Genomic DNA, 26,138 nt, shown 5'->3' on the forward strand with positions numbered 1-26,138 from the left:
CGACCATGGGGTACATGACAGACCCCCGTGAGACCCCGGACCCCGCCCACCAGGCTCCCGACGGCGTGGGCGATGACACCGTCGAGGCCGTCGGCAAGGTGACCGCCGCACTCGAGGTCGTCGAGCACGCGCGCGGGATGCTCTACGCCTTCCACCGCCTCATCGGCCGCGCCGACAACGAGCTCGCCGACGCGCTCGACCAGCTCGAGGCCGCCGGCCACGCGGACCTGGCGGACCGGGTCCGCACGGACCTCGTCGGCCGCAACGTCATCGACGGCCGGTGGACCTTCCAGGTCGTCGAGGAGTTCGACGACTCCTACTGGACGACGTTCCGCGACTGGGACCGCACCGTCCGCGACGAGGTGCTCGACGGACGCCGCCACGTCTACGAGGCACAGATGAAAGAACGCAACCGCACCCACGGCCGCCCGGGCCACGAGGCGCGCCCGGTGGCGCGGACGGAGTCCGGGGCCTGACTCGACCAGGTGGTCCGAGCGCCGCCGAACGCTGATAGCGTCTGAGGTTGCTGTGAACGTTCACGGCCTCATCTCCTCGACGACGAACCGGTGACACAGATGGCAACGACACCCCCAGCGACGAAGACTCCCGAGCGCCCGACCCTGGCCGCCCGCCACGCCCGCGTCGCCGTCGCGGTGCTGTTCTTCACGAACGGTGCCCTCTTCGCCAACCTCCTCCCGCGGTATCCGGAGATCAAGGAGACGCTCGACCTGTCGAACGCCGCGTTCGGCGCGGCCGTCGCCGCGTTCCCGCTCGGCGCGCTCATCGCGGGCCTGAGCGCCGGACTCCTCATCCGCCGTTTCCGCTCGTCGCGCGTCGCCGTGATCGCCACCCTCCTCGGCGCGGTCGGCTTCGTGGCAGCCGGTCTCGCGCCGAGCTGGATCCTCCTCGCCGCCGCACTGTTCGTCACCGGCGCGATGGACTCCATCACCGACGTCGCGCAGAACTCCCACGGCCTGCGCGTCCAACAGCTCTACGGGCGGTCCATCCTCAACTCCTTCCACGCCGTGTGGAGCATGGGGGCCGTCCTCGGCGGACTCATGGGTGCCGCGCTCGCCCAGGCTGGCCTCGACCTCGGGCCGCACATGGTCATCTCGGCCGTCCTCTTCTCCGTCGCCGCTGTCCTCGCCTACCGCTGGCTGCTCGCCGGCCCGGAGCCCGTGGAGACCGATACCCCCGCGCCGGCCACCCTCGAGACCACCACCTCGCCCGACGCCGCCACCTCGCCCGCCCCGCGCGCCCGCGGCGGCCTCACCCTCGCGCGGGTCGGCATCCTCGGTGCGCTCGTCGTCATCGCCGCGTCGGGCGGCATCGTCGAAGACGCAGGTGCGTCGTGGGCGGCGATCTACCTCTCCGGGCCGCTCGGTGCCACCGTCTTCGTCGCCGGCTTCGGCTTCATCGCCCTGCAGGGCCTGCAGTTCGTCGGGCGCATCCTCGGAGACCGCCTCGTCGACGCGTTCGGTCAGCGCGCCGTCGCACGGACCGGCGGCGTGATCGTCTTCGTCGGCATGGGCTTCGCGCTGGTCGTCCCGACCGTCGTCGGCACCGTCGTGGGCTTCGGGCTCGCCGGCCTCGGCGTCGCGACCCTCATCCCCGCGGCCATGCACGGCGCGGACCAGATCCCCGGCCTCGCTCCGGGCAGCGGCCTGACGATCGTCAGCTGGCTGCTCCGCGTCGGCTTCCTCGTCTCTCCCCCGCTCGTCGGAGCCGTCGCCGACGCGACGTCGCTGCGCGTCGGGCTCCTCGTCGTGCCGCTCGCCGGACTCCTCGTCATCGTCTTCTCCCAGGTCCTCGAGAAGCGCGCCCCGCGGGTGCCGGTCAGCCCGCCGCAGGCACCGGCGACAGCTGCGCCTGCAACGCCTCCAGGTCACTGACGAGCCCGTCGATCCGGGTCCGCTCGGCGGCGGCGACCGCCTCCGCAGCGACGAGAGCACTCTCGCGAGCCGCGAGGTCCACGTCGTCGCGCGCGAGCAGGCCGGCCGCAGCCGCGAGCGTCTCCACGGCAGGTGCCATGGGCAGATCGGTCCCGTCCCACCACACCCAGGACAACCGGAGCCGCTGCTTCTCGTCGGCCGACATCGCGTCGACCTCCGCGGCCTTCTCGCGGTACGACTCGTCGTAGAACGCGACCGACGCGCGGTCGGCGTCGAGCTGCGCCCGGCTCTGCGCGTTCCCCGACTCCTGCGTGCCGAGCGACGCCCAGGCGGCGGTGATCTCGGCACCCATCCCGTCGAGCATGCCCCGCCAACCGGTGTGCACCGCGACGAGGGCCGCGCGGTCGGCGACGAACCGCGAGAACGCCACCTCGAGCTCGGGCGCCAGGCCACCCTCACGCCAGAGCTGCGTGCCGACGTACGCGAAGAGCTCCGTCGGGCGGTTCTCGGCGTTCTCCCCGACCGAACCGGTGATCTGCGCGTGGATCGGGTCGTCCGCAGGCGTGGCCGCCACCTCGGCCTCGAGGAGCAGCTCGAGGGCCGAGCGCTCGGCGGCCGTCAGCCGCTCCCACGCGGCGTGCAGCCCTTCGTGAGCCGCGGTCTCGACGACGAAGCCGTACAGCCTCGGGTCCGCGGGGGCATAGAGGACGATCGTGTCCGTGCCGCCGTTGTAGCACCCCACCACCTCGGACCGCACGGACGCCGGTGCCGCGTGACCGTCGGTGCACCGCCCCGCGAAGGCCTGCGCACCGAGGATCTCGGGCTGGGTCCCGTAGAAGATCTCGCGGCCCTCCGCCGAGAGATGTGCCGCGTCCGCAAGAGCGACGACCTCGTCCGACGGCGGCGGCACGTCCCGGGGTCCGTCGACCGGGTCGACGCCGGGCAGCATGTCGAACGCCGCGACGACCTGGGAGGGAAGACCAGGCGCCCCGTTCGTCACCCACCAGGAAGCACCCAGCGCCAGGACGACGAGCAGCGCCGCGGCCGGCCACGTGCGGCGGGCACGCGGTCGCCGTGCGGGCGGGCGTGAGAAGCCGTCGACGGAAGGATGCACACCACCATCATCGACGTTCGCGGGCGAGAGTTGAGCCACAGCCGGTCTGCACGGTGAACGGCCTCTTCCTGGGACGATCGGGCCGTCGCGGCGCCGAACCGCGCCGATACGCTCGAATCTTCCGTCCTGAGGAGATTGTCCTGTGTCTGCACGTCGACGTTCGTCCCTGACCTTCACCGTGGGCATCGCCCTCCTGGCCGGCTGCTCGCCGGCCTCGGAGAGCAGCCCTGCACCCGCCCCCACGCCTGAGCCGACCACGGCCGCGCCTGTCCACTGGACGTACGAGGGCGAGGAGGGTCCCGCCGACTGGGCCGAGCTCAGCGAGGACTTCGAGACGTGCGGGACGGGGACCCAGCAGTCGCCGATCGACCTGCCGACCGCGGCCCCGGCGGCCACCACCACGGCTGAGCTCAGCGACGGCGAGGTCGACGGCACCGTCAGCGACACCGGTCACTCGCTCCAGCTCACCGGCGACGGCGCCGACGAGAGCGTGGTCGTGGACGGCGACGAGTACCAGCTGGCGCAGCTCCACGTGCACACCCCCTCGGAGCACACGGTGAACGGTGTCGCACACGATGCCGAGGTGCACCTCGTGCACGCCGAGGGCGACGAGATCCTCGTCGTCGGCGTCTTCGTCGACGAAGGGGCGCCCTCGCAGACGTGGCAGGGCTTCATCGACGCCGCAGCGGAGTCGGCCGAGGACCACGCCCTCGAGCTGACGACCTCCGAGATCCTGCCCGACGAGCTCGGCTACTACACCTACTCCGGGAGCCTCACCACGCCGCCGTGCACGGAGTCCGTGCGCTGGATCGTCCTGGCCGACCCCATCGAGATGTCCGCCGAGCAGCTCGACGCGCTCGAAGCGGTGCACGAGGGCAACGCGCGCCCCACCCAGCCGCTCAACGGCCGGGACCTCACCGGTGGAACGCTCGCCATCGACGCCGGCTGAGCAGCCCAGCCGCGCAGCGCCACAACGACGAAGGCCCGGCACCATCTCGGTGCCGGGCCTTCGTCGATCTGTGCGCCCGGAGGGATTCGAACCCCCAACCTTCTGATCCGTAGTCAGATGCTCTATCCGTTGAGCTACGGGCGCGTGATGCGAGGCGGTGCGAACACCGACCGACGAGAACATTACCGTGCCGCCGCACAGATCCCAAACCAGTTCCCCGTGACGCCCACCACCCCGCGGCACGGGGGCATCCCCATCGTGCCGCGGGCGCAGCGGGAGCAGCCCGCCTGGTCGGGGCGGGCTACCGCCCGCGCGACCGACGAGCGAGGAGCGCGTCGACCGACCAGACCCCCGGGCCGGTGAGCACGAGGGCGACGGAGGCGATCGCGAGGACGAGCACGTACTCGTAGCCACCCTCGGACGAGTAGAAGCCGGCCGAGGCGTGGACGATGACAAGGGCACCGAGCATCGCCGCGGCGTTGAGCGCGGCGACGACGCGCGTGCCGAGGCCGACGAGCAGGACGATCCCACCGACGAGCTCGAAGATCGCCAGCGCGGGACCGGCGACGCTCGCGAGCGGCACCCCCATGTCGGCGAACGACGCGGCAGTCCCGTCGAGCGTGTAGGTGAAGACCTTCTGGGCACCGTGGGCGATCATGACGATCGCGAGAGCGACACGAAGGAGCACGAGACCTGCCGCGTGCGCGGTGGGCGAGCTCGCCACGAGGGGCGAGCGGGGGTCGGCAGCTGTGGTGGAGCCGGTGGTGGCGCTGGGCTGGGCGGTGCGGTTCGACATGATCGAGATCCTTCCGTCGGAGCATCATCAAGGGTTCAACAGTTGCAGCCTCAAGTTTTGCCAACGTAACACAGGATCCTTCGGACATGCCGGACGAACTGCTGTCGTCTCGATCGGTAGACAGCGCCGGTCACCCGCCGAGCCGGTCCGGGCACGACGAAGGGCCCCGGTCATCGACCGGGGCCCTTCGTGAAGCGGAGACGGAGGGATTCGAACCCTCGGACGGGTTTCCCCGTCACCACCTTAGCAGGGTGGCGCACTAGACCTGGCTATGCGACGTCTCCTCGCTCACCCGCGAGACCAGATCTTCTGCGGGCTGTGCAAGGGTACCTGCCCGGCGCTCCACACAGCAAAAGCACCTCAGCGCGGGGCCCGCGTCCACGAGCGATCGGTGAGCGTGCGGGCGATCGTCAGCCCGATCGCCAGGGCCACGACGATGAACGCCGCCTGCACCCCGAACGCCAGCGCCTCGACGGTCTGGCCGTCGTTGAGGAAGTAGATCGCCCGGTACGCCGCGGCGCCCGGCACCATGATGACCACCGCAGGGACCGACAACGTGATCCGTGGGACGTCCATCCGTGGCGCGACGAGATTCGCGAGGATGCCGACGACGAGACCCGCGAGGCATGCGGCCCCCTGCGGGATGACACCGAGATCCATGAGCTCGAACCGCATCGTGTTGGCCACCATGCCGATGAGTGCGGCAGCGAACGCCACACGCCACCGGCTGTTGAAGAGCAGAGCGAAGCCCCAGACCCCGGCCGCGCTCGTGAGGAGCCGCAGAGCGGCCTCGAGCGCGTCAGGAAGGGCGAGCGGGTCGGCCGGGTTCGGTGTGAGCCCCATGACCGCGGAGACCGCCCAGACGCTCAGGGCGGCCGACGTCATGATCAGCAGGGCATAGGTCAGGCGAGACACCCCGGCCGAGAAGTCGAGCCGCGACAGGTCGAGGCCCGCGGTCACGAGCGGGAAGCCGGGGACGAGGAAGAGGACCGCCGAGATGTAGCCGCTCTCGTGGATCGTCGAGACCGCACCGGCCTGGAACAGGAGGTTGACGATGCCGAGGTAGACGACGCTCGCGATCGCCGCCGACAGCATCGTCACACCGAGCTGGTTGTAGCCACGGTGGAGCAGCGCCCGCCGTGTCAGCTGGCCCAGCCCCGCGCCGACGAACACGACCGCGACCTCGACCGGTCCACCGTTGTTGAGGAACGCGAACGCAGCGCACGCGATCGCCGCGAAGAGCGCGTTCCGCGCGGGACCGTAGAGCGGCGGGGTCGCCTGGATCTCGTCGAGCCGTCGCTCGAGCTCGTCCGTCGTCACGCCCGGCGCGAGACCGGCGCACAGGCGCTCGAGAGCCGCGATGCGTGCGGCGTTGACGCCGATGGTGGCGCTCTGCACCACCTCGGTGCGGTAGATCGGTCCACGGTGGCACGTCGCGGTGATCTCGTTGACGGTCACCTGCGCCTGCACGCTGTCGAGACCGAACGCGCGCGCCACCTGCTGCATGGCGATCTTCACGCGGTAGCTGCCGCTGCCCGAGCTGAGGAGCATCGTGCCGACCCGCAGCACGAGTCGGGACTGGCGGATGAGACCGACGGGTTCGAGGGCGTCCTCGAGCGTTCCGGGGCTGGCGGGATCTGTCACCGCACCATCATCCCTCGCCGGATGGGCCGATCAGTAGGTCGCAAAGACCTGCGTCGCCCACGCCGTCCCCGCAGCGTCGACGTGATAGCCGATCCCCACGTGGGTGAAGCCGGCGCGCAGGATGTTCTGGCGGTGCCCCGGGCTGTTCATCCAGTTCGAGTGGATGGTGCCGGCCAGGTCGGGATAGCCTCCCGCGAACGCCACGTTCTCACCCCAGGTGGACCACCCGGGCGGGATCTGGGCCGAGACCGACGGGTTGTGAGCCATCTCGCTCGTCGACATGCTCGCGCTCCACGACTGCGCGACGGACGCGAGGCTGTCGTCGTACGCGAGCGGGGGGAGCCCCGCTGCCGCGCGGGCGCCGTTGAGCGCGGCGAACAACGCCTGCGCACCCGAGCTGTTCGGGGCGCCGGACGCCGCTACCGCGGGCGCGGGTTCTGGTACGGCGGCCGGTGCTGGCGCCGGTGCTGGCTCAGGAGCCACCGTCGGCCGAGGGGCCGGCGTGACTTCCGGCTCGGGTACCGGTGCAGGTGCAGGTGCGGGCTCGACCGGAGCGGGGGGCACCTCGACCGCCGGTGCCTGCGCGAGGAGGGGGACGGTCGTCGCCACCGGACCGGGCTCGGAGGCCCGCGGGTCACGTGGCTCCTTCACGACCGACGGCTGCGGGGCGGTCGTGAGGACGGTCTCCGGAGCCGGGCGGTCGACGACGGCCGAGCCGGACAGCGCGGTCATGAGGGTGAGCACGAGGACGGACACTGCGGCGACGATCTTCGACTTCACGAGACTCTCTTCCAGTGTCTGTCACGGCTACCGGTCGTCTATCGGCCGAGATGCGACACTTCTGTAGGTCTGAGGCGGAAGTTCTTCGTCCCACCCTCGACCGGTCCCCGTCTCTTCGCGAACGCCTGGCGAAAGATCACCCGCTCCACGCAAACGACGCCCCCTCCCCAGGTACCTGGGAAGGAGGCGTCGTCATGGTCCGCGGCGGAGGGCGAGGGATTCGAACCCCCGGTTGCTTTCGCAACAACGGTTTTCAAGACCGTCACATTAGGCCGCTCTGTCAGCCCTCCATGGTGGTGCTCCCCTGCTCCCTCACGGGCGCAGAGCAGAGCACATTCTGACATGGCGGACCATCAGGGATCGACACGTCACGCAGCCTGCGCGACGAGCCGGTCCGGTGTATCGAAGGTCAGGCTGCGCGCAGCTGCTGCATGGCGTGCTGCACGAGTGCGATGAGCGACTGCTTGGTCGCAGCGCGTGAGCGCGCGTCCGTGTAGAGCATCGGCACGTGAGCGGGGATCTGCAGCGCCTCGCGGACGTCCTCGAGCCGGTGCTTGGCCACACCGTCGAAGCAGTTCACGCCGACGACGAACGGGATACCACGCGACTCGAAGTAGTCGACTGCCGGGAAGCACTGCTCCAGGCGGTCGGTGTCCACGAGCACGACGGCCCCGATCGCGCCGCGCACCAGGTCGTCCCACATGAAGAGGAAGCGGTCCTGGCCCGGCGTACCGAAGAGGTACAGCCACAACGAGCCGGGAAGCTCGATGCGACCGAAGTCCATCGCCACGGTCGTCGTCGTCTTGCGGTCGGACACGCCACCCGCGTCGTCGACCCCGACCGAGTGCTCGGTCATGGCGGCCTCGGTGTTGAGCGGCTCGATGTCGGAGATCGAACCGATGAAGGTCGTCTTCCCGACAGCGAAGCCACCAGCCACGACGATCTTGACGACGGTGGGCGCGCCTGCAGGCTTCATGGGCGTCGCCGTGGGGGCGTTCGCGTTGCCGCTAGAGGGCGGAAATACCATTGAGAACACTCTCCAACACACTCAGGGACAGAGCCGGGTTCTGGCCATGACCGGTGTGAACATTAACGGGCGTTGACGTGTGGATGGTGAGGAACCCGTCGTCGGCCAGGTCGGCGATGAGGATCCGCACCACGCCGAGGGGCATCCGCAGCAGGGCGGAGACCTCGGCGATCGACACGTAGTTGTGAGCGGCGTGGCTGAGGATCGATCGCTTCTCCGGGGGCAGCCCGCGGCTGTCCACAGCCCCAGGCATGACCTCGATCAACGTCTCGAGAGGCAGGCTGGAGGTTGCAGAACGGACGCGTCCACCTGTCACGGCGTAGGGACGCACCGTCGCGGCCTCGAAGTGCTCGCCATCCATCGCGTGCGAGTTCGACGTGAAGTTCGACATGGTTCTGACCTACCTCATCCGATCGGCGCTCGAATTGCTCCGTCAACGGGAAGGCTACCCCGCATCTCCGAGATAAGCTGCGGCGTCAGAGTGGCTTCTGTACGAGAGACGAGCATGGCCATCTCGTAGCCGATAAGTCCCACGTCACAGGTCGAGTCGGCGACTGCGGCGAGCACAGAACCGTTCGAGACGTTCATGAGGAACAGGAATCCGTTGTCCATCTCGACGATGGCCTGGCGAACGGCACCGCCGTTGAGCTGGCGGGACGCACCTCGGGTCAGGCTCGACATTCCGGAGACGATGGCGGCCAGCTGGTCACCGCTCGTCCGGTCCAGGTTCTCCGACATGGCCATGAGAAGACCGTCGGCAGACACCACCAGTGTGTGACGGGTGCCTGGAACAGTCCTGACGAAGTTGTCGAGCAACCAACCAAAGTTCGTCGCCTCAGTGCTGAGAGCGCTCACGCTTCCTCCTTTTCCGATGCCTCAGTGGCGATTGATCAACGCGGCCGGGGCGCCGAGTCTGGAACAGTATTCATCACGGTGCCGTCGTCCGATGTCCGGCGATCAGCACCTCGGTTGTCAGCTGGTTCGGCACCCGGCATCTGGCGGCCACGGGACGTGGCCGACTGGAATGCCGAGAGTCGGGATCGAAGCTCGGCCGCGTCGCGGCTGATCTTCTGCGAGGCGACGTCGTCGGTGGAAGCCGCGACCTGCCCGCGTGTGCGGCGGGTCAACCCACCGGCCTGCTCCGTCTCGACGGCGGCCGGACGGTATGCCGACAGCTGGCTCAGCTCGGCCAGTGCCTGTTCCTGGATGTTCGACCGCATGGCGAGCATCGAGGCGATGTCCCCGTTGATCTGGCTCGGTGGTGTCCAGCTCTCGCCGGCATCCAAACCACTCAACGGAAGTTCTGTGACGGGAACCGAGGCCCCGGCGCCGGGCTGCGGGGCAGCCCCGGGGCGGTGCGGGCTCCACATGTTGCCGCGCGACTCGGTCGGAGCCGGCGGGCCGACGCGCAGCGGCTGCTGCGGCGCGGCCTGGTCCGCGGGGAGCGGCGCGAACTGCTGCGCGCGCATCGTCCTGCTGGCCTGCTGGTCTCTGGCGGGCTCGGGCGACGGCTCGAAAGCCTGCCCGGGCCGCGGCTGCGGCTCGAAGGGCTGCCCCGCCGTCACCGTCGAGTGACGGATCGGGGCGGCAGCCTGCACGGGCTCCGGGACGAACATCGGCCGGGCAGCCTGCGGCGCCTCGGTGCGCTGCACCGGGACCTCCGAGGTGGCAGGCCGCGGCTCGTTGTCTTCGCCGCGGCGTCGCAGCCAGGCGAACGGTCCGCGCCGGGTCGTCTCGGCGGTGTGCCGGGCGTTCCCGCGGCGTGTCGGCGCATCGGCGACGACGTCGGCGAAGCTCGGCAGCGCCGGCGTGCTCCCGACCGTCGGTGCCCACTGGGGGGTGGACTCGACCTGGGCCTCGGCGCGAGTCGGCTCGGGTCGACGCACGGGCTCGTCGCGCTCGGGCTGTGCAGGCTCGCGACGCGGCGTCGGCTCGAAGCGCTGCTCCGACTGGACGGGCGGCTCGGTCGGACGGTACTGCTCCGGCGGGCGCTGCTGCTCGAGCGGGCGCTGCTGCTCGATGGGGCGGTGCTGCTCGATCGGGCGGTACGGCTCGTCGGCAGACTGGCTCTGGGGCGTGGGATCGCCGAACGACCCGCGTGTCCTCAGCGGTGGGGCGGCCGGGGGCGCGACGGGGCTCTCGGGCGCCTGCGCCGCAGGCAGCGGCTCGAAGCGCTCGACGGGCTGGAAACCCTGCGGCTCCTGGAAGCCCTGCTGCTGCTGCTGGAAAGCCTGCTGCTGCTGGAAGCCCTGGGACAGGTCGGACATCCGTGACGGGGCGTCGACCGGCGCGCTGCGGTTCTCGGCACCGGGCAGCGGCTCGAAGCGCTGCACGGGCTCGAAGACGTCGGGCTCGGGAGCACGCGGCGCGGGGGCCTCGGCCCGGGGGCTGCTCCCGAAGGCCGGGAGCGGCTCGAACTGCTGCACGGGCTCGAACGGCTGCGGCTCGGGCGCCACACGGTTGCGGGAGGAGTCGATCGCGGGCAGCGACTCGTAGCGCTGCACGGGCTCGAACGTCGACTCACCGCTGTCTGCCTGCGGCTCCCACTGCTGCTCCGGCTGCCACGCGGGGGCGTCGTCGTCCTGCCACTGCGCGGCCGGGACCTCTTCCTGTGGAGACCAGAGAAGCTCGTCCTCGTCCGGCTCGAGACCGGGGATGACCATCGGCTGCGGCTCGGGCTGGACGTCCTGAGGACGCTCGAAGCGCGAGGTCGAGAACGGCTGCTCGTCGTGCTCGACGGCGTCGTGCTGCGCGACGTACTCGTCCGCGGCGACGTACTCGTCCTGAGGTGCCTGCTCCTCGAGCGGTGCGTACGCGTCAGGCTGGGCGTACTGCGAGTCGAACTCGCCCAGCCCGGTCGCCGGCAGGGACTCGTAGTCGTCGATCGCGTACTGCGACCGGGTGAGCTCCGACGGGTCGAAACGGCTCTCGCTGAGAACGCCGCCGCCGGACATCGGGGTCTCGTGCGTGAGCCCGACCTCGGGCTCGAAGGCGGCGGGAGCCTCGACGGGCTGCTCCTGCTCCTGCTCGAGCTCCGTGGGCTGGTCCGTGGTCGCGTCGGCGTCGACAGAGCTGCGGGTGCGGAACTTGTTGAACATCGCGCTGCGACGCTCGCCGTCGAGGATCGGCTCGTCCTGCAGCGGCTCGAGGTGACCGAAGGCGGCAGGCGCCTCGGTGTTGCGCGCACGGCTCGGGAGTCCGAGCGGGAGCCGCTCGTCGAGCGCCTGGGCAGGGCTCCAGTTGAGGTCCCCGGGGCTCGAGAGGTCGATCGCCGGGTTGGCGGACTCGAGCGGTGGCAGGACCATCGCGCTCTGGGTGTCCGAGGCATCGGGCGTGCTGGTCGCCACGGCAGGCGTCTCGGAGGTGCTGACCGAGCTGCGGCGGCGGGGCATGCCGATGCTCGTGGAGCCGTCGGTGAGCGCCTCGAGGTCGACAGGCACGGCCATCTCGGCCTCGGGTGCCATCCACTGCTCGGTCGCCTGGCGGTTGGACGCGCTCAGCGGGTCGGTCGGACCCTGGAGCGGCACGTCGTTGTCGTCGACGAACAGGCTGCCGGGGAACGACACCGTCGCCACGGTGCCGGCGCTGCCGTCGCTCGCGCGGGCGAAGAGGACGTGCGCACCGAGGCGGTCGGCGAGCCGACCGACCACGAACAGGCCGAGGCGCTGGACACCGATGACGTCGGACGCGGAACGGGACGCGACCTTGGTGTTCGCGGCCTCGATGTCCTCGGGGCTCATCCCGAGACCGTGGTCACGGACCTCGACGGTGACGTAGCGAGACGTGCGGTTGGTCGTGACCTCGACCGGCGAGTGCGGTTCGGAGAACATCGTCGCGTTCTCGAGGAGCTCGGCGATGAGGTGCGCGGCGTTGAGGGCGTTGTGGCCGAGGATGAGCGGGTCGGCCTCGAGGTTGAGGCGGACGCGGTCGTAGAGCTCGATCTCGGACGACGCGGTGCGCACCACGTCGGAGACGGGCATCGGCTGGCGCACGCGACGACCGGAGTCGATGCCGGCGAGCACGAGGAGCGACTCGGAGTTGCGGCGCATCCGGGTGGCGAGGTGGTCGAGGCGGAAGAGGTTCGCGAGGACGTTCGCGTCTTCCTCGGACCGCTCGAGCTCGTCGAGGAAGGCGAGCTGGCGGTTGAGGAGGACGTGGTCGCGGCGGGCCACGTTGACGAACATCTCGGCGATGGAGCCTCGGAGGGCTGCCTGCTCGCGGGCGACCTCGACGGTGGTCGAGTTGACGTCGTTGAACGCTGCGGCGAGCTGGCCCACCTCGTCGGTGGACTCGACGGTGATGGTCGTCAGGGTGAGCTCCGGGCCCTGGCCCGGTACCGACACCTGCTCGACGAGCTTCGGGAGCTCGGCCCGGACGTCCTGTGCGGCCTTGGCCAGGTTGCGCAGCGGGACGGTGATGCGGCGCGAGATGAGCAGCGCGATGAGGATCGACGCGAGCACGGTGACGACCGTGATGAGGATCGTGTAGATGGCGACGGTCCGCGCGTCCGCGACCTCGTTGCTGGCCGCGTCGCTCGCGAGGGACGAGAGCTCGCCCTGGAGCGGGACGAGGCTGTTGATCTCGTCGGTGTTGACCTTCGCCCACTGGTCCGCGAGCGGCGCGGTGATGCGCTCCGTCTCACCGGTACCGAGGATCTGCCGCATCGAGGTGTACTGACCACCCGGACGCTCCACGATGAGCTGGGGGATGTCGAGCGCCGCGACGGAGGTCGATGCGGTCTCGCGTGCCGCGTCCGTCCCGGCGATGACAGCGGTCATGTTGCGCTGCTCGCTCTCGATCGCCTGCCCGGCGAGCGTGGTGTTGAGGACCTTCTGGACGAGCGGACCCTCGGAGCGGACTGCGTCGATGAGCCGCCCTGCCGACACGTAGGAGGACAGGTACCCGGCGACCTGTCGGTCGGTGAGCTCGTCGGCGAGCGCCTGGGGGACCTTGAGGAACTGCAGGACGAGCGCGGAGTAGCGGTCGGAGATGACCGCCGACGTGCCGGCCTTGCGGTTGACGAAGTCACGGACCGACACGAGGAGGGTCTGGTTGTTCTCGCTCACGGACACGAGCGTCGCGGTGACCGCGGGGTCGAGGAGGCTGATGTCGAGCTCGGCGTAGCTGGCACGGAGGCTGTCGAGCGAGGAGTTGGTGTCGGCGCGGGCGGCGGTCAGGGCTGCTGTGGCGAGCCGGCGGGCCTCGATGATCTCGGGCTCGCGGCCTTGCGGGGCCTCGTTGACGGCGACGGACGCCTCACGCTCGGTCTGCAGGGCGGTCGTGACGACCTCGCCCTGGTCGAGCAGGGCGACGATGTCCTGAGACTGGCCCGCGACCTGGAGATCGCGGATGGACTGGAAGGAGAAGATGGACGCTGCGAGGAACAGCACGAGCACCGGTACGGCGAGGGCGGCGAGGATCTTTCCTCGCACACTCAGTCTCCGGAGCATGTGCTTCCCTTCCTGTTGCTGTCTCTAGCTGTTGCGACGTCGTTGCGCGTACGGGGGTGCTGCACGTGCTGCTTCGTCCGCAAGAGCACCATCGACCGACAACCAGGCTCTCTTAAGGAGAACGCTGGTGTTTAACCCACTGCTGCCTGCATCTCGCTGCCCCGGCCGAGTGGCCGTAGGGTGACAAGTATGCACGTGGTTGAAATCACAAGCGTCGGCGATCCTGATGTCCTGTCGTCCGTCGAGACCGCAGACCCTGCCCCGGGGAGGGGTGAGGTGCTTGTCGCAGTCTCTGCCGCTGGCGTCAACCGCGCGGACATTCTCCAACGTCAAGGGCACTATCCGCCACCCCCTGGCGCGCCGTCCTGGCCCGGGCTGGAGATCTCCGGGGTCGTCACAGGACTCGGCGCGGAGGTGACGCGCTGGCAGATCGGCGACCGTGTGGCCGGGCTGCTCGAGGGCGGTGGGTACGCCTCGCTGGCCGTCGTCCCGGAGGGGCAGCTGCTCGCCGTCCCGGACCACCTCGATCTCGTCGACGCCGCTGCGCTGCCCGAGGCCGTCTGCACGGCCTGGAGCAACCTCGTCGACGCGGGCGGGCTCCGCGCGGGCGACCACGTGCTCGTGCACGGCGGCTCGGGAGGAGTCGGCACCGCGGCGATCCAGCTCGCGGCAGCGCTCGGCGCGCACGTGCTCGTCACGGCCCGGGACGCCGAGCGCGTCGACCGCTGCCGGGCGCTCGGCGCCGAGGCCGGGTTCGTCTACCACCGCCCGGACGGCGATCACTTCGCCCTGGAGCTCCCGGGCCTCGTCCGCGAGGCGACCGGTGGTCACGGGGCGGACGTCATCCTCGACGTGGTGGGCGCGGCCTACCTCGACGCGAACGTGCGCAGCCTGGCCACGGGAGGGACCCTCGTCGTCATCGGCACCCAGAAGGGGCGCCGCGGCGAGCTCGACCTGGGGCTGCTCCTGGCGCGGCGGGCGCGCGTCGTCGGGACCACGTTGCGTGCGCGCCCGCGCGAGGAGAAGGCGCGCATCGTCGCGGACGTCGCCGCCGCCGTCTGGCCGATGCTCGACGACGGTCGGCTCCGACCCGTCGTCCATGCGCGGCTCCCTCTCTCCGAGGCTCCTGAGGCGCACCGCCTGCTGGACTCCGGAGAGGTCTTCGGCAAGGTCCTCCTCGTCCCCTGAGGGCCGATGCGCAAGACTGGTCCGATGGAGCGCACCGACAGCACCCCCGGACCGAACGACGCCCCCGGAGCGAGCCCGGCGCAGAGCACGGAACCCGTCCCGCCCACGGAGCCCGTCACGCCGTCCGAGCCCGTCTCCACCGAGGTCACCACGCAGGACGACGACACGTCGACGCACACGGTCATCGAGGAGCCGGCGAAGGTCATGCGGATCGGCGAGATGATCAAGCGCATGCTCGACGAGGTGCGCAGCGCGCCGCTCGACGAGGCTGCTCGCACCCGCCTCGCCGCGATCCACGAGCGTTCGCTCAAGGAGCTCGAGGGCGGGCTGTCCGAGGACCTCGTCGCCGAGCTGCACCGCATCACGCTGCCCTTCACGGACGACGTGGTGCCTTCCGACGCGGAGCTGCGCATCGCGCAGGCCCAGCTCGTCGGGTGGCTCGAAGGTCTGTTCCACGGGCTGCAGACGGCACTCGTGGCGCAGCACATGGCATCGCAGGCCCAGCTCACCCACGGTCGTGGGCCGGTCCAGGCGCTACCGCCAGGTCTCTCCCACGACGGCCAGTACCTCTGACGCCTCTCCCGCTCGCCCGGCGACCTAGCCGGCGCGACGCGGTCCGCGTCAGCCCTTGACGGACCCCGCGAGGAGGCCGCGGACGAAGTAGCGCTGGAGGGCGAGGAACACGATCATCGGGACGATCATCGAGATGAACGCGCCTGCGGACAGGATGTGCCAGTCTCCGCCGCGCGAGCCCGCCATCTCTGCGACACGGACCGTCAGCGGTGCGACGTTCCGGCCACCTCCGGCGAAGGTCAGGGACACGAGCAGGTCGTTCCACACCCACAGGAACTGGAAGATCCCGAACGACGCGATCGCGGGCACCAGGAGCGGCATGAGGACCTGGAAGAAGATCTTCACGTGGCCCGCTCCGTCCATGCGGGCGGCCTCGATGAGCGAGCGCGGGATCTCCTTCATGAAGTTGTGGAGGAGGAAGATCGCGAGCGGCAGCGCGAAGATCGAGTGCGAGAGCCACACCGCCCAGAACGTGCCTTCGAGGCCCCAGTCCACGTACTGCGAGAGCAGCGGGATGAGCGTCACCTGGATGGGGACGACCTGGAGCGCGAACACTGCGACGAAGAGGATGTTCTTGCCGCGGAAGTCGATCCACGCGAACGCGTAGGACGCGAGGAGCGCCAGGGTGATCGGGATGATCACCGCGGGCAGCGTGACGACGATCGAGTTGATGAAGAACGTCGAGAGCTGCGTCGTGCTGCCGTTGAGCGCCGCGTCGTAGTTGTCGAAGTTGAACCACGGCCGCGTGAGCGTGGTCCACCATCCGCTGCTGCGGATGTCCTGTTCGGGGCGGAACGACGTGATGAACAGGCCGAGCGTCGGAATGGTCCACAGGAGCGCGATGATCACCGCGGTGAGGGTGGCCCACCGGGACGTGAGCTGCTTCTTCGCGACTCCGGCACGGCGGTCGATGCGGGCCAGCTTCGCTGCCGGGCCCTTCGGGGTGGTCTTCTCGTCCTGCTCGGTGAGCTTCACCGGCGGAATCGGGACACTCATCGGATCTCCTCCGTCATACGCAGCTGCCGGACGTTGTACATCACGATCGGGATGACGAAGATGAAGAGCACCACCGCGAGGGCGGCGCCGAAGCCTCGCTCGCCCTGCCTGAAGCTCTGCGTGTAGAACTCGTTCGCCACGACCGACGTTCCGTAGTTCCCGCCGGTCATCGTCCGGACGATGTCGAAGACCTTGAGCGTGCCCATCGCGATCGTCGTCACGACGACGACGAGGGCCGGGCGGATGCTCGGCACCGTGATGAACCGGAACATGCCCACCCCGCTGAGGCCGTCGAGGCGGGCCGCCTCGACGATGTCGTCGGGGATCGCCTTGATCGCGGCCGACAGGATCGTCATCGCGAAACCCGTCTGGATCCAGATCATCACGGCGATGAGGAAGAAGGTGTTGAACGGCTGGTTGAGGAGGAACTGCTGCGGCTCGAGCCCGATCCACACGAGGACCTGGTTGAGCAGTCCCACCTGGGGGATGCCCTGCTGCGCGGGCCGGAACTCGTAGACGAACTTCCAGATGATGCCCGCGCCGACCATGGAGATCGCCATGGGCAGGAAGATGAGCACCTTGGCGAACTTCTCGAACCGGGTCCGGTCGACGAGGACCGCGTAGAGAAGACCGAGGAACGTCGCCACGAGCGGCACGAGCACGACCCACAGGGCTGTGTTGGTCAGCACCTGCTGGAACTGGTCCTGGGTGAAGGCCCTGACGTAGTTGTCGAGCCCGACGTAGTTGTCACCGGTCCGGTCGAAGAACGAGCTGTAGATCGTCCGCAGGCCGGGATAGACGAGACCGAAGATGATGAGCAGGACCGCCGGGCCGAGGAACCCGACCGTGACGATCCACTTCGGTGGGTTCTTCGGTCTGTCGACCGCGAAGAGGATCACGCCCATGAGGACGACGAACAGAAGGATCGCGACGACCATGACCAAGAGCTTCTCGGTCGTGGTGTCGGCGTGGAGCAGCCAGTCCATCGGGGCCTCCGTACTACCCGTCTTGCGCACGGGGATGGGATGAGCATGGGGTGACGCGTGCCGGCCCGCTGCCGACGTGCCACAAGGACCCGCCGCGTGGGCGGGCCCCTGTCGGTCCTACGTCAGCGACGTCCTGCGAGCTCTTGTCCTCGGCGAAGAACGACACCATCTCGGACCAGAACGTCCCGGCGCCCACTGCGCCCGGCATGAGGTCCGAGCCGTCGAAGCGGAAGATCGCCTCGGGGTCGGACAGCAGGTCGGCGGAGAGCCGGTCGAAGTCCGTGGCGAGCAGCTCGGAGTCGAGGCCCGTGTTCGCGCTGACCCAGCCACCACGGGTGGTGACGGCGGCCTTGACGTTGGCCCAGTCGGCGCTGGAGAGGTACGTCTGGAAGGCCTGGACCTCGGGACGGTCGGCGAACGCGGTGACGAACTCGCCACCACCGAGGATCGGCTTCTCACCCTCGGTCATCGACGGCAGGTAGAAGGCGTAGACGTCGCCGTCCTCGGAGACGTCCGTGCCCTCGGGCCACTGGTTCTGGTAGAAGTTCGCGGCGCGGTGCATCCAGCAGTTGCCGTCGAGGATGGGCGCTCCGGCGCCGTCCCACTCGGTCGCGGCGATCGACTGGACCCCACCGAAGCCCGCGTTGACGTAGGCCTCGTTCTTGAGGATGCCGGCGACCTCGTCGAGGGACTCGACGATCTGCGGGTCGTTGAAGGGGATCTCGTGGGTGTACCACTGGTCGTAGGCCTCGGCGCCGGCGCTGCGGAGCACGACGTCCTCGACCCAGTCGGTGGCGGGCCAGCCGGTGGCGTCACCGGAGCCGATGCCTGCGCACCACGGGATGCTGCCGTCCTCGACGATCTGGTCGGACAGCGCGATCATGTCGTCCCACGTGGTGGGGATCTCGTAGCCGGCCTCCTCGAACGCGGAGGGTGAGTACCAGACGTAGGACTTCACGTTGGCGCCGAGCGGTGCCGCGTAGAAGGTCCCGTCGACCGTCCCGTACTCCTTCCAGGACTCGGAGAAGAACTCGTCGACGTTCGCGACGGTCGCCTCGGGGGCGGCCACGGCCGCACCGGTGTCGGCGACGATCGTCTTGAGGAGCCCGGGCTGGGGCACGAACGCGATGTCGGGGGCGTTGCCGGCCTCGAGGCGGACGAGGAGCTGCGCCTCGAACTCGCGCGAGCCCTCGTACTCGACCGTGACGCCGGTGCACTCCTCGAACGGGTCGTAGGACGCTTCCTGGTCCTCCTGCTCGGGCGTGACGATCGAGGTGTAGATCGAGACGGTCGTGCCGTCCAGGTCGCCGAACTCCTCGTAGGGTGCGCAGTCGATCTCGGGGACGTCGACGGCCGCCATCGTGTCGGTGCTGTCGCCACCGTCGTCGTCGTTGGAGCTGGGGGCACATGCGGAGAGCACGAGGGCGAGTGCCGCCCCGGTCGCCAGGGCCGCGGAGCTGCGGCGCATTGAATTTCTCATCATCGAGGTTCCTCACATCGTCGTGATCGTCACGGTCAGGCGTCGTGGCCTGGGACGACGGCGATGCCGGCGTCCTTGCCTTCGGACCCTATGCAAGCGCTTACATGACTCTTCCGCAAGCGCTGAATCGATTTCACGGGATAACGATTCAGTCACGCCCCTCACGAATGGGGCGGTGCCGTCGATTCCCGCACGACGAGGCGCGTCGGGTGGATCACCTGCATCTCCGTCTCACCACCTGCGATGAGCTCGAGCAGCAGCGCCGCCGCCTGAGCCCCCTGGCCGGACGCGTCCTGCGACACGGTCGTCAGCCCTACGAGCTCACCCAGGTCATGACCGTCGATGCCGATGACCGAGAGGTCCTCCGGGACCCTCAGGCCCCGGTCCCGAGCCGCGAGGATCACGCCCATCGCCATCTCGTCCGACGCCGCGAACACGGCCGTGATCTCCGGGTGGGCGTCGAGCAGCGTGTGTGTCGACGCACGGCCCCCGGGGACGTCGAAGTTCCCGTTGATCTCCCATCCCGGCTGCGGCGGCGACCCGGCGCGGGTCAACGCGTCGACCCACCCGGCCCGGCGCGCGATCGGCGGGGACCACGACTGGTGGTCGTCCGGAGTCCCCGACACGTGACCGATCGCCCGGTGTCCGAGCGCGACGAGGTGCTCCGTCGCGCGGACCCCGGCCGCGTGGTCGTCGAGGCGGACCGTCAGGTGGTCGTCGCGACCGGTCCCCACGAAGCCCAGCGGCTGGCCGAGCGCCTCCAGCGCCTGCACCTCGGCGTCCCGCAGCGGCAGGCCCACCACGAGCGTCCCGTCGACCCGTCGGCGCAGGACCCCGGGGTCGACCGCGCGGCGCGGCTGCTCCCGCGCGATGTCGAACGTGTAGAGGAGCGCGTCGAAACCGACCTCGCGCAACGTCCGCTCGGCCCCCTCGATGACGTTCGCGAAGAACCACCGGTTCACCCACGGTGTCAGCAGACCGATCGTCCGCATGCGGCCCGACGCCAGGCTCGCGGCCGACGGTGACGCGACGTACCCGAGCGCGAGCGCGACGGCCCGCACCCGCTCACGGGTCTCCTCCGAGACGTTCGGCAGGCCCCGCAGGGCGCGGGAGACCGTCGCCGTGGAGACTCCCGCGGCTCTGGCGACGTCGCCGATCCCGTGCGCCACGACTCAGCCCGTCAGAAGACTTCTCAGGACGGGGACGGCTCCGTCGTCGAGGATCGACCCCGTGACCTCGTCGGCTGCGGCGATGACCTGCGCCTCGGCGTGGCCCATCGCGACACCGCGGCCGGCCCAGGCGAGCATGTCGAGGTCGTTGCCGCCGTCGCCGATCGCGACAGTGTGCTCGCGGGCGATACCCATGAGACCGCGCAGGCGCTCGAGGGCCGACGCCTTCGTCACACCGTGCGGGGCGACGTCCATCCACCGCGTGCCGCCGATGACGAAGTACGTGTCGATGAGGCCCAGGAGACGCAGCGCCTCCTGGAAGTCCCGGCTCGGCGCCTGGGCGTCCGCAGCGACGACCCGCGCCGTCTCCCGGCCGCAGAGCTCCTCGAACTCCATCACCGTGTGCAGGCCGTGGAGCATGCGCTCGGGGAAGACCTCGTTCACCCAGTAGCCGACGCCGATCTCCTCGACGGCGACCTTCGCCAACGGCATGTGGTCGCGCACCACCCGCAGCGCATGGTGCGGGTCGAACATGACGACGTCGTCGAGCACGAAGCCGTTCGGCGACCCCGGAGCGATCCGTGCCGTGACCGACCCGTTCGAGCACACGACCCATCCGTCGTCGATGCCGAGCAGGTGCGCCACCGGCATGAGCGCGACGAGCGGCCTGCCCGTCGCGAGCACCACCTGGTGGCCCGCGGCACGGACGTCCGAGACCGCGTCGCAGATCTCCTCCGACAAGAACTCGTCGTACGTCATGAGCGTCCCGTCGACGTCGAGCGCGACGAGCTTGCGATCGGCCTGCAGCGCGTCGGGCACCGTCGGGCGCGACGGCACCGCCGGACCCGGCGTCGCAGCCCTCTCGACCGAGCTCCCGAGGTCGAAGGTCATCGGTTCGTGGGCTCCATGACCTCGAGGCCCCCGAGGTAGGGGCGCAGGCCCACGGGGACACGGACCGAGCCGTCCGCCTGCTGGTGGTTCTCGAGGATCGCGACGATCCACCGCGTGGTCCCCAGCGTCCCGTTGAGCGTCGCCACCGGGCGGGTCTCGCCCGACGCCGTGCGCTCCCGCGTGCCGAGGCGACGCGCCTGGAAGGTCGTGCAGTTGGACGTCGACGTCAGCTCGAGGAACCGCTCCTGCGTCGGGAGCCACGCCTCGCAGTCGAACTTGCGCGCGGCGCTCGACCCGAGGTCGCCCGCCGCCGTGTCGATGACCCGGTAGGGCAGCTCGACAGCGGCGAGCATCTGCTCCTCCCACGCCAGGAGACGCTGGTGCTCCGCGTCGGCCTCCTCCATCGGCACGTACGAGAACATCTCCACCTTGTGGAACTGGTGCACGCGGATGATCCCGCGGGTGTCCTTGCCGTACGAGCCGGCCTCACGCCGGTAGCACGCGCTCCACCCCGCATAGCGCTTCGGCCCGCCGGTGAGGTCGAGGATCTCGTCCGCGTGGTAGCCCGCGAGCGCCACCTCGCTCGTGCCCGTGAGGTAGAGGTCGTCCTCCTCGAGGTGGTAGATCTCGTCCGCGTGCTTGCCGAGGTACCCCGTGCCGGCCATGACCTCGGGCTTGACGAGCGTCGGCGTGATCATCGGTGTGAATCCGGCCGCGAGCGCGGTGTCCATGGCGGCGTTGAGGAGCGCGAGCTCGAGACGCGCACCGATGCCGGTGAGGAAGTAGAAGCGCGCGCCGGAGACCTTGGCGCCGCGCGCCGTGTCGATCGCGCCGAGACGCTCGCCGAGGTCCAGGTGGTCCCGGGGCGTGAAGCCCTCGGCTGCGAAGTCGCGGGGAGTGCCCTCGGTGCGCAGCACGACGAAGTCGTCCTCGCCGCCGGGAGGCGCCCCCTCGACGAGGTTCGACACCTGGAAGGACAGCGCGTCGAGCGTCTTCTCGGCCTCGGCAGCCTCGGCCTGGAGGCCCTTGACCTGCTCGGCGATCCGCTTCGTGTGCGCGAGGAGCTCGACCTTCTCGTCGCCCTTCGCTGCGGCGACCTGCTTCCCGAGGGACTTCTGCTCAGCACGCAGCTGCTCGAACTCCGTGAGCGCGGACCTCCGTCGCGCATCGGCGTCGAGCAGCTGGTCGACGAGCGCGGGATCGTCACCGCGCGCCGACTGGCTGGCGCGGACGAGGTCGGGGTTGTCACGTACGACACGGAGATCAATCACCGTGCAAGGGTATCCACTCGCCGCCGGGCACGCGGCGCACCACCCCGGGGGGGCGTCCTCGGCTGTGGCCGGCTGCGCGACGGGGCTCCCCAGGGCCTACCGTGTGCGCATGGGACTGGAAGGTTGGCTGCTCACCGCTGCGATCGTCGTCGCGCTCGTCGCGATCGGCTTGACGCTCGTGCTCCTGCGGCAGCACGCGGTGCTGCGGGCAGAGCTCGCGGCCCGGGAGACCGGACAGGTGTCCGGCGACGACGTCGCGCCGTCGGGACCTCTCCTCGCGTTCGTCGCGAACCCGTCGAAGAACGGTGCGGAGGCGATCAAGGTCGCGCTCTTCGCACGGTGCGCTGCGGAGAGGCTGCCGGAGCCGTTGTGGTTGGAGACGACGGTCGAGGACCCGGGCGTCGGCCAGACGCGCGAGGCGCTCGACCGCGGGGCCGACCTCGTCGTCGCGGTCGGCGGTGACGGCACCGTGCGCGCCGTCGCCGAGGGCATGGTCGGCACGGGGACTCCGATGGCGCTGCTCCCGCTGGGCACCGGCAACCTCCTCGCCCGCAACCTCGACATCTCCGTCACCGACCGTGAGGAGGCGTTCGACATCATCCTCAAGGGCCGGGACAGGTCGATCGACGTGGGATGGCTCCAGGTCCTCGTTCCCGCGCCCGTCGACCCGGAGGTCCTGGTGAAGGGGTCTCGGGAGAAGGTCACGGGCGAGAAGCAGCTCGACACCGGGCCTCCGGACCCCGAGGTGTCGGCGCTGGCACCGGCCGACACGAAGAAGCACATCTTCCTCGTCATCGCGGGCCTCGGCTTCGACGCCGCGATGGTCGCCGACACGGACGCGACGCTCAAGTCCAAGGTCGGGTGGATGGCCTACTTCCTCGCCGGAGCACGGCACCTCCACGGCCGCCGGGTCGAGATGACGATCACCCTGGACGAGAAGCCGCCCGTGCATGCGAAGCTCCGCACGCTCATGGTCGGCAACTGCGGGAAGCTCCCTGGCGGGATCACCCTCATCCCCGATGCTGTCATCGACGACGGGATCCACGACGTCGCCGCCATCGACACCCGCGGCGGGATCATGGGGTGGGCACAGCTGTTCGGCGAGGTCGTCATGCAGGGCTTCGGCCTGAAGAACGACCTGCCCAACAAGATCGGCCGCATCGACCACGCACGCGCGGAGCAGGTGCTGCTGCGCGTCGAGCGTGGCGAGCAGGTGCAGGTCGACGGCGACGTCCTCGGGCGCGCGGTCGAGGTCCGCACGTGGGTCGAGCCGCTCGCCCTCGTCGTGCGGTCCCCGATCCCCAGGCTCGGCTCGCGCTGACCGTGCTCGATCTCACGCCGCACAACCTCCACACCGGTTCCACCGGACGCCCCCGCGCGTGGACCCGAGCGTGATCGGCCCCCGTCTAGGCTGACGAGGTGCACCACGACCCGATCCCCACGTCCGCGCGCTCCTCGGTGCGCACACGCATCGGGAGCATCCTCCTGCTCGTCGTCCTCGGCCTGGGGACCGGCACCGGTCCTGCCGGTGCCGTCGAGCAGAACCTCCCGGTGGCCGCCGCGCCGTCTGCCGTCGCACCCTCTGAGGACCGCGTCGTGCTCGTCGGGACCGGTGGGATCACGTGGGAGGACGTCTCCCCCGAGACGACCCCCGTCCTCTGGGAGCTCGCGGAGCAAGGGGCCGTCGGCAACCTCGTGGACCGCAGCGTGGAGAGCTCCACCTGCCCTGCGGACGGCTGGCTCGCGGTCTCGGCGGGCAAGCGTGCGGGCGACGTCTTCAACGCCAAGTCAGAGCCGTGCCGACTCCTGGAGAACGCAGCGCCCGGCACCGGATCGACCGTCCCCGCGTGGGACGAGTACCTCGCTGCGGTCGGCGAGCAGACCTTCGACGCCACGCTCGGGACGCTCGGCGACGTCCTCCTCGCGACCGCGACGCCCGCGACCGCGATCGGCCCCGGGGCGGCGATCGCCCTCGCGACGGCCGACGGGGTGGTCGCCGGCAGCTACACACCACTCTCCCCCGGCACGACCTGGCTCCAGGCGGACCCGGGGCTCCGAGAGGCCGTCGGTGCGGCTCTCGACACGTCCCGGCTCGTCGTCGTCGACCCGGGCTCGGTGCGCAACCTCGGCCATGCCGCGGAGCCGAAGCCCGTGCCTGCGTCGCAGGACGAGACGGTCGCACCCGACGAGATCAACCCTCCCGGGCCGTCCTCGGAAGCGCTGCACGCCATCGACGTCGCGGTCGTGGACGCGCAGATCGGGGAGGTGCTGGAGGCTGCCCGCTCGCACGACCCCGAGCTCGAGCACACGACCGTCCTCGTCGCGTCGCTCTCCGAGGCGAGCACGACCGCGCGCATGCAGGTCGTGGCGATGGTCGGCGGCGACCAGGAGCCGGGCACCCTGTCCTCCCGCTCGACACGCCAGCACGGGTTCGTCCAGGGGACCGACGTGCTGCCGACGCTCGCGGACCTCCTGAGCCTCACCGAGGAGATCTCGCGCGGGACCCTCGTCGGCTCACCGATGGTCGGAGACGGCTCCGGCACGGCTACCACGGACCGGGTGAGCCGCCTCGTCGACGACCAGACTCACGCCCTGGCGACCCGTCCCCTCCTCGAGGGGTTCTTCCTCCTGTACTGCGCGGTCAACCTGCTCCTCTTCGGTGCCGTGTCCTTCGCGTTCAGCCGGCGGTTCATGGCCGCTGTCGACATCGCGGACGAGGAGCGCCTCGGAACAGCCTCCGAGCGACCGACCGAGCGCCAGGGTCTGGCATCCCGCCTCGCACCGATGATCGCCAGGATGCCCGTCCCTGTCCTCACGATCCTGCGTGCCGCGAGCATCATGATCGCCGCCATCCCGGTCGCGACCCTCCTGGCGAACCTCAGCCCGTGGTGGACGACGAGCGCGCCCACGCTCGCCCTGACCGCGCTCGTGCTCGGGTGGGTCCTCGTCATCACGGCCCTGGCCGTCCTCCCACCGTGGCGGAACTGGCTGTTCGGCCCGGTGGGTGTGGTCGCGACGATCACGGCGGTCGTCCTCGCCGTCGACGTCGCCACCGGGGCGCACATGCAGGTCTCGGCACTCATGGGCATCCAGCCCACCGTCGCGGGCCGCTTCTACGGCTTCAACAACACCGCCTTCGCGCTCTTCGCGACGACGACCCTCCTCGTCGCTGCAGCCGTCGCGAACAGGCTCGTCGCCGCGGGCTACCGCCGGCTCGCCGCGCTCGCCGTCCTGCTCATCGGCGCGGTCGCGGTGATCCTCGACGGGTCTCCGAGCATCGGCGCAGACTTCGGCGGTCCCCCCTCGCTCGTCCCGGCGTTCGCCATCCTGGCGCTCATCGCGGCAGGCATCCGTCTCGACTGGAAGAAGGTCGCCCTCGTCCTCGGCGGCGCGGTCGTCATCGTCAGCGGGTTCGCCGTCCTCGACTGGGTGCGCCCCGAGGCGGACCGCACGCACCTCGGCCGGTTCGTCGACACCGTGCTCGACGGTGGTCTCCTCGACGTCGTCGCGCGCAAGCTCGAGGCCAACTTCAAGACTCTGCGCAACCCCCTCGCTCTCGTCGGCATCGCCGGGATCGCCGTCATCGTCCTCGTCCTCGGACGGCCGCTGCACGACGCGTCACGCTCCGACGACAGCTCGCGGTACCGCTGGCTCACCGACGGCGCACCGCTCAAGCAGATCAACAACGACGCCCCCATGTTCGGCCCGGGCGTCCTGTGCGTCGTCATCGCCCTCGTCATCGGGACGTTCGTCAACGACTCCGGGATCGTCGTCCTCGCCGTCGGGATGTCCGTCCTCGTGCCGCTCGTGGCCGCCACCTACGCGAGCTGGATGCTCACGCTGCGCAAGACGCGGATGCTCGCTGCACATGCCGTCACGGTGCAGCCGGGCTAGGTTCGGGGATTGCCGCACCCACCATCGGAAGGTTCCCC

At 70.2% G+C, this 26,138-nt stretch carries 21 protein-coding genes and 3 tRNA genes; 7 read left to right on the plus strand and 17 right to left on the minus strand.

Features of this window, described 5'->3' with window-relative positions:
* Positions 1–14: 14 nt before the first annotated feature.
* Positions 15–476 carry a hypothetical protein gene (locus ABKW26_RS02780; protein ID WP_348590904.1) on the plus strand — a complete coding sequence of 154 codons (462 nt, stop codon included), beginning with the start codon at positions 15–17 and terminating at the stop codon, positions 474–476.
* 99 nt (positions 477–575) lie between these two features.
* Positions 576–1,892 (plus strand): MFS transporter, encoded by a 1,317-nt coding sequence (locus ABKW26_RS02785; protein ID WP_348590906.1) that lies wholly within the window; start codon positions 576–578, stop codon positions 1,890–1,892.
* Here the strand turns inward: ABKW26_RS02785 and ABKW26_RS02790 are convergent.
* Positions 1,837–3,006 (minus strand): hypothetical protein, encoded by a 1,170-nt coding sequence (locus tag ABKW26_RS02790; RefSeq protein ID WP_348590908.1) that lies wholly within the window; start codon positions 3,004–3,006, stop codon positions 1,837–1,839. The two genes, ABKW26_RS02785 and ABKW26_RS02790, sit on opposite strands and share 56 nt — an antisense overlap.
* 142 nt (positions 3,007–3,148) lie before the next feature.
* On the opposite strand from ABKW26_RS02790, the gene ABKW26_RS02795 reads away from it, so the two are divergent.
* Entirely contained in the window at positions 3,149–3,955 is an 807-nt protein-coding gene (locus tag ABKW26_RS02795) for a carbonic anhydrase family protein (RefSeq protein WP_348590909.1), read from the plus strand.
* A gap of 71 nt (positions 3,956–4,026) precedes the next feature.
* Here the strand turns inward: ABKW26_RS02795 and ABKW26_RS02800 are convergent.
* From ABKW26_RS02800 to ABKW26_RS02845, 10 genes are all read right to left on the minus strand, one after another.
* Positions 4,027–4,099, minus strand: a tRNA-Arg gene (locus ABKW26_RS02800).
* Between the two features lie 157 nt (positions 4,100–4,256).
* Positions 4,257–4,754, minus strand: a complete 498-nt coding sequence (locus ABKW26_RS02805; RefSeq protein ID WP_348591085.1) for a DoxX family protein — start codon at positions 4,752–4,754, stop codon at positions 4,257–4,259.
* A 192-nt stretch (positions 4,755–4,946) separates the two neighbouring features.
* Positions 4,947–5,035 (minus strand) — tRNA-Ser (locus tag ABKW26_RS02810).
* A 76-nt stretch (positions 5,036–5,111) separates the two neighbouring features.
* Positions 5,112–6,395, minus strand: coding sequence for a threonine/serine exporter family protein (locus ABKW26_RS02815; protein WP_348590910.1), 1,284 nt, complete (start codon positions 6,393–6,395; stop codon positions 5,112–5,114).
* Positions 6,396–6,425: 30 nt separating this feature from the next.
* Positions 6,426–7,175, minus strand: a complete 750-nt coding sequence (locus ABKW26_RS02820; RefSeq protein ID WP_348590911.1) for a CAP domain-containing protein — start codon at positions 7,173–7,175, stop codon at positions 6,426–6,428.
* A 205-nt stretch (positions 7,176–7,380) separates the two neighbouring features.
* Positions 7,381–7,465: transfer RNA gene (locus ABKW26_RS02825), tRNA-Ser, on the minus strand.
* Between the two features lie 119 nt (positions 7,466–7,584).
* A complete protein-coding gene (locus tag ABKW26_RS02830) occupies positions 7,585–8,151 on the minus strand; it encodes an ATP/GTP-binding protein (RefSeq protein ID WP_348590912.1) in 567 nt (188 codons plus the stop codon).
* A 31-nt stretch (positions 8,152–8,182) separates the two neighbouring features.
* Complete coding sequence (locus ABKW26_RS02835; protein WP_211281813.1) at positions 8,183–8,593, minus strand: DUF742 domain-containing protein; 411 nt, start codon at positions 8,591–8,593, stop codon at positions 8,183–8,185.
* Positions 8,594–8,607: 14 nt separating this feature from the next.
* The gene (locus tag ABKW26_RS02840) at positions 8,608–9,057 is read right to left on the minus strand and encodes a roadblock/LC7 domain-containing protein (RefSeq protein ID WP_348590913.1); all 450 of its coding nucleotides are present in this window, start codon (positions 9,055–9,057) and stop codon (positions 8,608–8,610) included.
* A 35-nt stretch (positions 9,058–9,092) separates the two neighbouring features.
* Complete coding sequence (locus ABKW26_RS02845) at positions 9,093–13,634, minus strand: ATP-binding protein (RefSeq protein ID WP_348590914.1); 4,542 nt, start codon at positions 13,632–13,634, stop codon at positions 9,093–9,095.
* A 207-nt stretch (positions 13,635–13,841) separates the two neighbouring features.
* On the opposite strand from ABKW26_RS02845, the gene ABKW26_RS02850 reads away from it, so the two are divergent.
* Positions 13,842–14,840, plus strand: coding sequence for an NAD(P)H-quinone oxidoreductase (locus ABKW26_RS02850; protein ID WP_348590915.1), 999 nt, complete (start codon positions 13,842–13,844; stop codon positions 14,838–14,840).
* Between the two features lie 24 nt (positions 14,841–14,864).
* Positions 14,865–15,413: a bacterial proteasome activator family protein gene (locus ABKW26_RS02855; RefSeq protein ID WP_348590916.1), complete on the plus strand. Its 549-nt coding sequence runs from the start codon at positions 14,865–14,867 to the stop codon at positions 15,411–15,413.
* Positions 15,414–15,461: 48 nt separating this feature from the next.
* Here ABKW26_RS02855 and ABKW26_RS02860 read toward each other — a convergent pair whose 3' ends face one another.
* The 6 genes from ABKW26_RS02860 to serS all read right to left on the minus strand — a co-directional run bounded on the left by ABKW26_RS02860 (position 15,462) and on the right by serS (position 22,206).
* Positions 15,462–16,409, minus strand: coding sequence for a carbohydrate ABC transporter permease (locus tag ABKW26_RS02860; RefSeq protein ID WP_348590917.1), 948 nt, complete (start codon positions 16,407–16,409; stop codon positions 15,462–15,464).
* Entirely contained in the window at positions 16,406–17,395 is a 990-nt protein-coding gene (locus ABKW26_RS02865) for a sugar ABC transporter permease (protein WP_348590918.1), read from the minus strand. The genes ABKW26_RS02860 and ABKW26_RS02865 overlap by 4 nt, the downstream gene beginning before the upstream one ends.
* Before the next feature lie 13 nt (positions 17,396–17,408).
* On the minus strand, positions 17,409–18,863 hold the full coding sequence (locus ABKW26_RS02870; RefSeq protein WP_348590919.1) for an ABC transporter substrate-binding protein: 1,455 nt from the start codon (positions 18,861–18,863) through the stop codon (positions 17,409–17,411).
* A 173-nt stretch (positions 18,864–19,036) separates the two neighbouring features.
* Complete coding sequence (locus ABKW26_RS02875) at positions 19,037–20,044, minus strand: LacI family DNA-binding transcriptional regulator (protein ID WP_348590920.1); 1,008 nt, start codon at positions 20,042–20,044, stop codon at positions 19,037–19,039.
* Positions 20,045–20,047: 3 nt separating this feature from the next.
* A complete protein-coding gene (locus ABKW26_RS02880; RefSeq protein ID WP_348590921.1) occupies positions 20,048–20,935 on the minus strand; it encodes an HAD family hydrolase in 888 nt (295 codons plus the stop codon).
* Positions 20,932–22,206, minus strand: coding sequence for a serine--tRNA ligase (gene serS / locus ABKW26_RS02885; RefSeq protein ID WP_348590922.1), 1,275 nt, complete (start codon positions 22,204–22,206; stop codon positions 20,932–20,934). The genes ABKW26_RS02880 and serS overlap by 4 nt, the downstream gene beginning before the upstream one ends.
* 109 nt (positions 22,207–22,315) lie before the next feature.
* Here serS and ABKW26_RS02890 point away from each other — a divergent pair, with 109 nt between their 5' ends.
* Entirely contained in the window at positions 22,316–23,527 is a 1,212-nt protein-coding gene (locus ABKW26_RS02890; protein ID WP_348590923.1) for a diacylglycerol kinase family protein, read from the plus strand.
* A gap of 98 nt (positions 23,528–23,625) precedes the next feature.
* A complete protein-coding gene (locus ABKW26_RS02895; protein WP_348590924.1) occupies positions 23,626–26,100 on the plus strand; it encodes a hypothetical protein in 2,475 nt (824 codons plus the stop codon).
* The last annotated feature ends 38 nt before the right edge of the window (positions 26,101–26,138 follow it).

This window comes from Sanguibacter sp. 25GB23B1 (assembly GCF_040012415.1).
Classification (GTDB): Bacteria; Actinomycetota; Actinomycetes; order Actinomycetales; family Cellulomonadaceae; genus Sanguibacter.